The sequence below is a fragment of the Marinobacter sp. UBA5687 genome (assembly GCF_002420325.1).
Lineage (GTDB): Bacteria > Pseudomonadota > Gammaproteobacteria > Pseudomonadales > Oleiphilaceae > Marinobacter > Marinobacter nauticus.
This window is the reverse complement of sequence record NZ_DIHV01000105.1, coordinates 1-9,843: the sequence shown is the minus strand read 5'-3', so window position 1 is coordinate 9,843 and position 9,843 is coordinate 1. Positions and strand designations below refer to the sequence as shown.

The 9,843-nt window shown below is 56.8% G+C and carries 10 protein-coding genes; 5 read left to right on the top strand and 5 right to left on the bottom strand.

Annotated elements, in window-relative coordinates; genetic code table 11:
- Positions 1-302: 302 nt before the first annotated feature.
- Positions 303-1,505, bottom strand: a complete 1,203-nt coding sequence (tyrS, locus tag B3Y70_RS10960) for a tyrosine--tRNA ligase (protein ID WP_113880559.1) — start codon at positions 1,503-1,505, stop codon at positions 303-305.
- 304 nt (positions 1,506-1,809) lie between these two features.
- Here tyrS and B3Y70_RS10955 point away from each other — a divergent pair, with 304 nt between their 5' ends.
- Together B3Y70_RS10955 and B3Y70_RS10950 are read left to right on the top strand one after the other, a co-directional pair.
- Entirely contained in the window at positions 1,810-3,189 is a 1,380-nt protein-coding gene (locus B3Y70_RS10955) for an OapA family protein (protein WP_273030103.1), read from the top strand.
- A gap of 2 nt (positions 3,190-3,191) precedes the next feature.
- Positions 3,192-4,292, top strand: a complete 1,101-nt coding sequence (locus tag B3Y70_RS10950; protein ID WP_226597853.1) for an anhydro-N-acetylmuramic acid kinase — start codon at positions 3,192-3,194, stop codon at positions 4,290-4,292.
- 1 nt (position 4,293) lies between these two features.
- Here B3Y70_RS10950 and erpA read toward each other — a convergent pair whose 3' ends face one another.
- The 4 genes from erpA to argC form a co-directional block, all read right to left on the bottom strand.
- On the bottom strand, positions 4,294-4,626 hold the full coding sequence (gene erpA, locus B3Y70_RS10945) for an iron-sulfur cluster insertion protein ErpA (protein WP_011784224.1): 333 nt from the start codon (positions 4,624-4,626) through the stop codon (positions 4,294-4,296).
- Between the two features lie 83 nt (positions 4,627-4,709).
- Entirely contained in the window at positions 4,710-5,156 is a 447-nt protein-coding gene (locus B3Y70_RS10940; protein WP_153740764.1) for a bactofilin family protein, read from the bottom strand.
- 1 nt (position 5,157) lies between these two features.
- Entirely contained in the window at positions 5,158-5,898 is a 741-nt protein-coding gene (locus B3Y70_RS10935) for a DUF6776 family protein (RefSeq protein WP_286894472.1), read from the bottom strand.
- 9 nt (positions 5,899-5,907) lie between these two features.
- Positions 5,908-6,945 (bottom strand): N-acetyl-gamma-glutamyl-phosphate reductase, encoded by a 1,038-nt coding sequence (gene argC / locus B3Y70_RS10930; RefSeq protein WP_286894470.1) that lies wholly within the window; start codon positions 6,943-6,945, stop codon positions 5,908-5,910.
- Positions 6,946-7,099: 154 nt separating this feature from the next.
- Here argC and B3Y70_RS10925 point away from each other — a divergent pair, with 154 nt between their 5' ends.
- The 3 genes from B3Y70_RS10925 to thiD form a co-directional block, all read left to right on the top strand.
- A complete protein-coding gene (locus tag B3Y70_RS10925; RefSeq protein ID WP_226597856.1) occupies positions 7,100-8,875 on the top strand; it encodes a chloride channel protein in 1,776 nt (591 codons plus the stop codon).
- A 3-nt stretch (positions 8,876-8,878) separates the two neighbouring features.
- Positions 8,879-9,301 carry a protoporphyrinogen oxidase HemJ gene (hemJ, locus tag B3Y70_RS10920; RefSeq protein WP_226597857.1) on the top strand — a complete coding sequence of 141 codons (423 nt, stop codon included), beginning with the start codon at positions 8,879-8,881 and terminating at the stop codon, positions 9,299-9,301.
- Positions 9,302-9,342: 41 nt separating this feature from the next.
- On the top strand, positions 9,343-9,843 hold a 501-nt coding region (thiD, locus tag B3Y70_RS10915), incomplete at its 3' end, for a bifunctional hydroxymethylpyrimidine kinase/phosphomethylpyrimidine kinase (protein ID WP_288589794.1).

Here is a 9,843-nt window from a genome sequence, read left to right as displayed (position 1 = left end):
CATCGTTCCGCTGCCCTGTCAACCGTTTATTTTTCGCTGTTTTCGCTTCCGAAAACCGCCGAAAAACTCTCCGGCTTACTGCCTGTTTCGAGGTGCGCATTCTACACTGAACCGCCTTCCTGTCAACCGCTTTCTGAAGTTTTTCTGAAACATTTTCTTCAGCGCTTTCAAGCAGTTATCGCTCAGGCTTTGCCTCTTTTCAGTGGCCAGCCCCTCAAGCGAGATGCGCATTGTACAGACCTCAGCCGAGGAGTCAACGGCCAATCTGAAAAAAATTCAGATTGGCCAAAACGCCACGAAAATCACTCGACAATGATCACCCGGGCAATCTTCTTTTTACCCGCCTGGATGACACACTCATCCCCTGCTACGAACATGCGCTGCCCCTCAAACTGCTGGCCATCCACATAAACCGCTCCACGCCCAAGCACGTCACGCGCCGCAGCACCGTTCTTCACCAGACCAGCAAGACGCAGAACCGCAGGCATCGGAATCTCACCCTGACCTTCCAGCGAAACCTCCACGACCGGTACGTTGTCCGGAATCTCACCGAGAGCAACCCGATTACCCGCCGACTTATGAGCCGTCTTTGCGGCCTCCTCATCATGGAAGCGGGTAATCAACTCTTCAGCGAGCACCTTCTTATAGTCCTGAGGGTTTTCGCCGCCGGCAACCGCGGCTTTGAATTGCTCGATCTCAGCCATCGGCCGGAAACTGAGCAACTCGAAGTAGCGCCACAGCAACTCATCTGGCATGGAAAGCAGCTTGGTATACATCTCCCCCGGGGAGTCGCTGACCCCCACATAGTTACCGAGAGACTTGGACATCTTCTGGACACCATCCAGCCCCTCAAGGATAGGGACGGTCAGGATGGCCTGCGGTTTCTGGCCGTAATGCTTTTGCAGAATCCGCCCCATCAGAAGATTGAACTTCTGATCAGTGCCACCCAACTCAATATCAGCTTCCAGCGCCACTGAGTCGTAGCCCTGCACCAGAGGATAGAGGAATTCATGAATAGCGATTGGCTGCTCGGAACGATAGCGCTTGGTAAAGTCATCGCGCTCAAGCATACGGGCAACCGTATATTGCCCGGCCAGGCGAATCATATCCGCCGCTGTCATCTTGCTCATCCACTCGGAGTTGAAGACAACCCGGGTTTTTTCCCGATCCAGAATCTTGAACACCTGCTCTTTATAGGTAATCGCATTGTCGCGCACCTGATCTTCAGTAAGCGGAGGCCGGGTAGCACTCTTTCCTGTGGGGTCACCAATCATGCCGGTAAAGTCACCAATCAGGAAAATAACTTCGTGCCCAAGGTCCTGAAACTGGCGCAGCTTGTTTATAAGCACTGTGTGGCCGAGGTGTAAGTCTGGCGCGGTTGGGTCGAAGCCGGCCTTCACTCGCAGCGGCCGACCTTCTTTAAGCTTTTCAACCAGGTCTTCCTCTGGAATCAGCTCATCAATACCTCGTTTGATAATCGCCAGCGCTTCATCTATTGATGCCATGAACCCCTCACCCCGTCTGTGACAATAAAGCGGGAGCCGGTTACAGAGGTCTACAAAAGAAATCTGTGAGTTACCGGCACCCTTGGTACAGTAGAAATGCTCAGAAAACGACCAATCAGAGCATGAAAAGCCCGGGATTATAGCAGCGGCGGCGTAGTTTGTACGACCAGCACAGCCGCTCGACTGTAATGTTGGACACTGTCGCAATTCTGTTATATGCGGTACTCTGTTGGTCTATACTTGACCTGGCGCTTTAATAAGCTGGTACAAATTACTGGATTACCGATTAAAACGGGTGAGCCACGTGCTGAAAACATTCCCCAAAACACACATTACCCTGGCGGCAGCCGCCACGGTGATCGTCTCTGCTGCTGTCCTGATGAGCCCAAGCGCAGACGTTGAAGCCAAGCGGATGAGCTACACCGTCGACCTGGAACAGGGCCTGATTTCCGGGGTATCCTCACAGGAAGCCAACACCCAGGCCGCCGCTCCGGAGGCTGAGACAACAAGCGAAACAACTGAAAGCCAGAGCCAACCAATGGCAGCTCAGGCAGACGTTGCACCCAAGCCTGATATTCAGTGGCAGGAATTCACCATTAAATCTGGCGATACACTCTCCACGTTGTTCCGGAAAGCCGGATTTAACGACGGCCTGATGCTTTCGGTGATTCACGGTGACGGCGAGGCCGACAAGCTCCAACGCCTTTATGCCGGCGAGGATATCCGGTTCGGCGTGAACTCCGAGGGCGAACTGGTTGCGATTGAACTCCAACGCTCTTTGTTGGAGTCCCTCAAAATCGCGCGCACGGAAGATGGCTTTCTTGGTGAGACCGTCGTTCGCGAACCTGAGGCCAGACCGGCATTTGCCGCAGGCGTTATCGACGGATCTTTATACCTCTCAGCCAGAGACGCCGGCCTGAATGATCGCCTGACGATGGAACTGGCCGGCATTTTCGGCTGGGACATCGACTTTGTATACGATGTCAGAAAAGGCGACAGCTTCGAAGTGGTTTATGAAGAGCTTTATATTGATGGCGAAAAGTTTGATACCGGCCGGATTCTCTCCGCCCGCTTTATCAACCGGGGAGAAGATAACCTTGCCCTGCTGTATACCGATGCGAACGGAGAAAGTGACTACTATTCACCCGACGGCAAGAGCATGCGCAAGGCCTTCCTGAGAGTGCCCATCAACGCCCGCGTTTCCTCGCCTTTTAACCTGCAACGTCGCCACCCGGTTCTCGATGTGGTTCGCCCACACGAAGGTACCGACTATGCCGCACCTCCGGGGACCCCAATCAAGGCAGCCGGTAGTGGCCGGGTGAAGTTCGCTGGCTGGAAAGGCGGCTACGGCCGGACGGTGGTACTGCAGCATGGCGACAATATCACAACGCTTTACGCACATATGAGCCGACTGGGCAAAGGCATCAAGAACGGTACCCGGGTCAAGCAGGGCGAAACCATTGGCTACGTCGGCTCATCCGGCATGGTGACTGGACCCCACCTGCATTACGAATTCCGGATCAACGGTGCGCCGAGAAACTCAAGAACGGTAAAACTCCCTGACGCCAAGCCGGTGCCGGACAGCGAGATGGCAAGATTCCAGAAGTTCACCGAGCAGCGCCTGGCACAGTTCAACGTGTTCCGCGAAAGCAATCAGCAGCTGGCTCTGGCCTCGGATAACTGAGCATGGACTACTGGCTAGGCCTGATGTCAGGCACCAGCATGGACGCAGTTGATGCGGTGCTGGTGTCTTTCGACACGAACAGCCTGGCCGTCCACGAAACCATCTCTCTACCCTATGCCGACGCGCTGCGCCAGCGGTTATTGCTGGCAACACGCAACCAGGCTGACCCGGATGAGCTGGGCGAACTGGATACCCTGGTTGGCCAGCATTTTGCGGAAGCCGGTGCCCAACTGATTAAACAGTCGGGAATTAGCCCAAAACAGATACGGGCCGCCGGCAGCCATGGCCAGACCATTCGCCACCAACCAGCCGGCAATGCGCCCTTTTCCCTTCAGATCGGCAATGCCGCGTGGCTATCCGAACGCCTGGGGATCAGTACAGTTGCCGATTTCCGCAGCCGGGATATTGCCTCCGGCGGACAGGGCGCTCCCCTGGTACCCGCTTTTCATCGCTGGCTCTTTGCCTCACCCACTCAGGATCGATGCATTCTGAATCTCGGTGGCATTGCCAATATCACCTGGCTGCCGGCCGGATCGAGAAAGCCGGCCGTCGGCTTCGATACCGGCCCGGCCAATGCCCTGCTGGACGCCTGGTGCCTGGACCAGACCGGGCGGCATTTTGATGAAGACGGCCACATGGCCAGTGAGGGCGCGACCCATTCCGAACTGCTTGCCAGCATGCTGTCAGACGCCTACTTCAGCAAACCAGCTCCGAAAAGTACGGGCAAAGAGCGTTTCAACATCGACTGGGTGCGCACACATCTTCAACGTTTCGACGAGATACCCGCCGAGGACGTGCAGAGAACCCTGCTGCAACTGACCGTGACAACCATTCTCCAGCAGTTACCACAGGAAAATGCGGACATGGCCGTGTATGCCTGTGGTGGTGGCACCTTCAATCGATTACTGATGAGAGAGCTCAAGGTAGGCCTTGGGTCTGCCGCACTACACACCACGGCGGATCTTGGTCTTGACCCTCAGTGGGTAGAGCCGGTGGCGTTCGCCTGGCTGGCCCGACAAACCATCCTTCAGTTACCGGGCAACGTGCCCGAAGTCACCGGCGCTTCGGGCGAGAGAATACTGGGCGCAATTTATCCACCCTGATTCAGATGGAAAATGAGCTGCCGCAACCGCAGGTCGAACTCGCATTGGGGTTCTGAACGACAAACTGTGAACCCTGCAGCCCTTCCTGATAGTCGATAGTCGCGCCCACCAGATACTGATAGCTCATTGAATCCACCAGCAGCTTGACCCCATCCCGTTCTATGACGGTGTCATCTTCTTCCTGACTTTCATCAAACGAGAAGCCGTACTGGAAACCGGAGCAGCCGCCGCCTGTGACAAAGACACGCAACTTGAGATCGGGATTTTCCTCCTCCTCGATCAACTCACGCACCTTTGCGACTGCGTTGTCGGTGAAAAACAACGGCGTGGCCATTTGTTGCTGAACTACACTCAAAGTCTGCCTCCGGCATGATATTGCTGTCAGGAAATTATGGTATTCCTGACTAAAACAATCAACTATTCGGACTTATCCTCATCTTCAGTTGAGACTGAACCGTCTGCCTGCCTATGTTCATGAGTCAGCAAGCCACTGGTCTCGTCCTTGCGAACCAGGTTACCGTTGACCGAGGCGCCCATGGCCATCTCAATCAACTGGTAATAGACATTGCCGGTAACAACCGCTTTCTCTGCCAGCTCGAGGTGGGCAGAGGCATGCACGTCACCCTTTACCTTGCCATTGATGATGATATGGGGAGCCACCACGTCGCCAACGATTTCCCCCACCTCTGACAAACGTACCACCGCATCGGAGCCTTCTTCGGCCACAACCCGGCCCTTGATGGTGCCATCCACGTGAAGACCACCGGAGAAATGAACGTCGCCCTCAACGGTGGTCTTGCCGGAAATCAGGGTGTCAAAATGGCCGGGGGAACGGCGGGGTTTCTGCTTTTTCTTGCCAAGCATCTCAGTTCTCCGTTAAATCTTTCCAATCAAAGGTTCGTTCAGCCTGGGATGCCTCGCGGCCCTCCGCCTGGGCAACGACCTGAATCTCATAGGGCTCAAAGCTCTCAGGCAGGCGCAGGCTGCCCTCCACATCCTGGAAGTAGCGGAACCGGAATTTCACGCCCAGATCATCAATTTCATCCGACAGATCCCTCAGCGCAATCACCTCTTTCTCGCCATCCAGACGACCGATGACATTCACGGCCACCAGGCCCGAAATATAGCTCTTGTTATTGCCAACCTGAGTCAGCACCATTTTGAAATCGAAAACACCAGACTCCCTGGCCGGGCTCAGCGTAAAACTGTCTACCTGCAGGCCCTTGCTGGTTTCCGAGGGCGCCATGATATTGCGGTAGAAGGTAAGATCCGCCTCCAGCTCCAGGATGCGGGTTTCCAGGCCGACAATCGTGTTTCGTGCCTCCCGCAGTGCCTGCTCATCGATCGCGCGCCCACGTTCGAGATTCACCAACCCCTGGCGTGCCTCCCGGTATTGCTCCCGAAGGTTCTCCACCTCCTCCACCAGTTGCTCGGCAGACGCTTCCGCCGAGCTGAAACGGAAACCGCCCTGGGCGAGCCCGGCGGCATATCCGGCCACAGCCGCAATGACGGTGAATGTCAGCAGAATCAAGCTTCGACGCAACCGGTAACCCGGCCGGTGGCGGATAACAACGTATTCATCCGCCGGTTTTCGGGGATCACTCACGGCCAGTCCTCACGGCAGCAGAGCCGGAGCGTTCAGGCCCATGGTTTCATCCAGACCGAACATGATGTTCATGTTCTGAACGGCCTGGCCGGCGGCGCCTTTCACCAGATTGTCGATCACCGATGACACAATCACGATGTTGCTGTCTTCCTGGCGGTGTAATGCCATCCGACAGTGATTGGCGCCACGGACACTGCGGGTCTCCGGATGACTGCCAAACGGCATGACATCCACGAAAGGCTCGTCTTTGTAACGCGCTTCATACAGAGCCTGAAGTCGGTCAAAATCCTGCGGCTTTTCAAGCTCGGCATACAGCGTGGCTTCGATGCCGCGGATCATCGGTATCAGATGCGGCACAAAGGTAACACCAACACCTTTGCCTGCTGCGGCCGTCAGGCCCTGGCGGATCTCCGGCAAATGCCGATGCCCGGAAGCCCCGTAGGCCTTGAAACTCTCGCCTATTTCACCGTGGAGCATGCCAATCTTGCCCTGCCGGCCAGCACCGCTGGCGCCGGACTTGGCATCGGCTATCAGCCTTGCAGGATTGACCAGACCGTGTTCCAGCAACGGCAGGAATCCCAGCTGTACAGCTGTCGGATAACACCCTGGATTCGCAACCAGCTGAGCGTCACGGATGGCCTCGCGGGCCACTTCCGGCAAGCCGTACACCGCTTTCTCGGCCCAGTCGGCACTCTCGTGGGGCATGCCATACCAGTTTGCCCAGGTATCAAGATCCTTCAGGCGGAAATCCGCCGACAGATCGACGACGCGAACACCTGAGGCCATCAATTCCGGAACCATGCGCATGGCAACGCCGTGAGGCGTGGCAAAAAACACCAGATCACAGCTCGCCAGCACCGATGCGTCGGGCTCGGAGAACTCAAGGTCATAATGGCCTCGCAGGTTGGGATACATATCGGCCACGGGCATACCCGCTTCCGATCGCGAGGTGATGCAGATAACCTCTGCTTCCGGGTGGACGGCCAGAATTCTCAGCAGCTCTACACCCGTGTATCCGGTTCCGCCGACGATGCCTACTTTAATCACTCTTATCTCCAACGTGGTCTGGACAGAATTGGGAAGTCAGGGCACGTAGTCTAACATGATAAACCAAGGACTTATTGCAGCCTGCGGGCCCGCCGTTACAATGTTGTCAGAAATCTGCTGATAATCCCGACACTCCAACCGGAACACCCCGCCAATGCGTAGCATCAGGCAACAGATTACCGAGAATCTGATCCCCGTATTTCGGCGGAAGCTCTCCGGCGTTGATGCGTTACCGCAATTGGCGGTTCTTGGCCTGCTCTCCGGCATTGTGACCGGCGGCGTGATCCTGCTGTTCCGACTCGCTATTGAATGGCCACTGGAGCACTTCCTGCCGGGCCAGGGTTCAGAGAGTTTCGAAGAACTGGACCTGCTCACCCGCGGTCTTCTGCCCCTGGCCGGGGCTCTGGGGTTGGGCCTTTTTTTGCACAAACTCGGCCTGCACGACCGCAAGGTCGGCATTGTCCATATCATGGAGCGGCTGAACTACCATCAGGGCTACATCTCCTTCCGCAGTGCCATGGTTCAGTTTGTTTCCGGGGTTACTACGGTCATCACCGGGCAATCCGCCGGCCGGGAGGGACCTGCCGTACATCTGGGTGCGGCCTTTTCCAGCCTGCTCGGGCAATGGATGCGGCTACCCAACAACAGCATTCGCACGCTGGTCGCCTGCGGTTGTGCCGCTGCCATTTCCGCCTCCTTCAACACCCCCATCTCCGGCGTAATTTTCGCCATGGAAGTGGTGATGATGGAGTACACGATTGCCGGCTTCACCCCGATTATCCTGGCGGCAGTCAGCGCTGCCATCGTCACCCAGGCGGTTTACGGCACCGAACCGGCGTTCAGTGTCCCGGCACTGACTATGAATTCGCTGCTGGAGATTCCCTGGATTCTCGCCATTGCCGTTATTATCGGCATCGCGGCGGCCGGATTTATCCAACTGGTAGATAGTATGGGCCGTTACCATCACCGCCCGGTGTTGCTACGAATTGCCGTGGCCGGCCTGTTGATGGTGCCCTTCGCCCTGGTCATCCCGGAAACCATGGGCATCGGCTACGATACCGTGAGCGAAACCATTCATGGCGAACTGGGATTCTGGTTACTGCTCGGCGCGGGCAGCGCCAAGCTGATCATCACCGGATTGTCCATCGGACTGGGCATGCCCAGCGGCGTTATCGGCCCCACCATCTTCATGGGCGCCACTCTGGGCGGCGCCATGGGACTGATCGGCGCCCAGATGTTCCCGGACATTGCCTCATCGGTGGGGTTTTACGCCATGCTGGGTATGGGGGCGATGATGGGCGCCGTGCTGCAGGCGCCACTGGCGGCATTGATGGCGCTGATGGAGCTCACCCGGAATCCGAACATCATACTGCCAGGCATGCTGATGATTACTACCGCCAGCCTGGTGACCAGCGAAGCCTTCGGCAAGAAATCCCTGTTCCTGACCATCCTAAAGAGCCAGGGCCTGAGCTACCAGAACTCCCCCGTTATCCAGGCACTGAGGCGGGTTTCGGTTGGCGCCATCATGGAACGGAATATTCTTCGAACCGAGCGCGCGCTCACGCTTGAAGAAGCCAAGAAAGCCCTGAAATCGGAACCGAAATGGCTTCTGGTGGAAGGCAGCAATGGCCCCACCGCCCTGCTGCCAGCCGTCGATCTGGCCCGCTTTCTTGAGGACACAGAGAAACAGGCCGCCGAGGAAGGCACCGAATTACCGGAATCCATTGATCTGATGGAAATCCCCGCCAACCGGCGGGATGTGGCACCGGTTCAGTACCAGGCAACGCTGGAAGAAGCCCTGCAACAATTCGACAGCACCCAGGCTGAGGCGCTATACGTACAACGCCATGTGGCCCCCATGATTCAACGGGTTTATGGTGTTGTGCTGCAAACGGATATCGAAAGCTACTACCAATACCGACGGAGTTAACGAATGCTTTGGGTGAAAGCCTTCCACATTATTTCCCTGGTGTGCTGGTTCGCCGGCATTTTCTATCTGCCCAGACTGTTCGTGTATCATGCCGCCTGCGAGGATGAACCAGGCAAGGAGCGGTTCAAGGTGATGGAACGCAAGCTTTACCGTGGCATCACTACGCCTTCCATGGTCGCCACAGTTGTCTTTGGTGTCTGGATGCTCAGCTACAACTGGTCCGGCTATTTCAGCCAGGGTTGGCTGCATGCCAAGCTGACGCTGGTGGCTTTGCTGATCATCTACCACTTCTACTGTGGTCACCTTGTCAAAGTGTTCCGGGATGATCAGAACACCCGTAGCCACGTGTTCTACCGCTGGTTTAATGAGCTGCCGGTGTTTGTCCTGCTCGCTGTCGTGATTCTTGCTGTTGTTAAACCATTCTGAGGAGATCGGCCATCAAAAGCTTCACCCGCCCCCACGTACTGGTGCTCTCCGGGCTGGATCCGTCTGGTGGCGCCGGCATACAGGCAGACATACAGGCCATCACATCCATCGGCGCCCATCCGCTGCCCGTGCTCACCTGCCTGACTGTGCAGGACACCCGCAACGTATATGGTGCCGAGCCCGTCAGCCCGGGCCTGATCAAACAGCAACTGGAGTGCCTAGCCCAGGATACGCCCATCCACGCCATCAAAACCGGGGCGCTCGGAAATGCCGAAGTGGTGGAGGTACTGGTGGAGTTTGTGCAGAAGCATTCGGGCGTGCCTTTGATTGTCGACCCGGTGATCAAGGCGGCTGGCGGTGGCGATCTGGCTGATGATGCGCTTGTCACAGCCATGAAAGACAAACTGTTTGCCAGGGCTGAAATGATTACGCCCAACGGCATTGAACTGGCTCAGCTCGGCGGCAGCGACGATCCGGCAGAGGCCGCCCGCAACCTTTTGCAGACGGGCTGTGAGTCCGTGCTTGCCACCGGCGGCCACGGC

Bases quoted from the DNA above. Each gene is read 5' to 3' on its own strand.
- tyrS (WP_113880559.1), bottom strand. From the start codon at position 1,505: ATGGCATCAATAGATGAAGCGCTGGCGATTATCAAACGAGGTATTGAT.
- B3Y70_RS10950 (WP_226597853.1), top strand. From the start codon at position 3,192: ATGGACTACTGGCTAGGCCTGATGTCAGGCACCAGCATGGACGCAGTT.
- erpA (WP_011784224.1), bottom strand. From the start codon at position 4,626: ATGGCCACGCCGTTGTTTTTCACCGACAACGCAGTCGCAAAGGTGCGT.
- B3Y70_RS10940 (WP_153740764.1), bottom strand. From the start codon at position 5,156: ATGCTTGGCAAGAAAAAGCAGAAACCCCGCCGTTCCCCCGGCCATTTT.
- B3Y70_RS10925 (WP_226597856.1), top strand. From the start codon at position 7,100: ATGCGTAGCATCAGGCAACAGATTACCGAGAATCTGATCCCCGTATTT.
- hemJ (WP_226597857.1), top strand. From the start codon at position 8,879: ATGCTTTGGGTGAAAGCCTTCCACATTATTTCCCTGGTGTGCTGGTTC.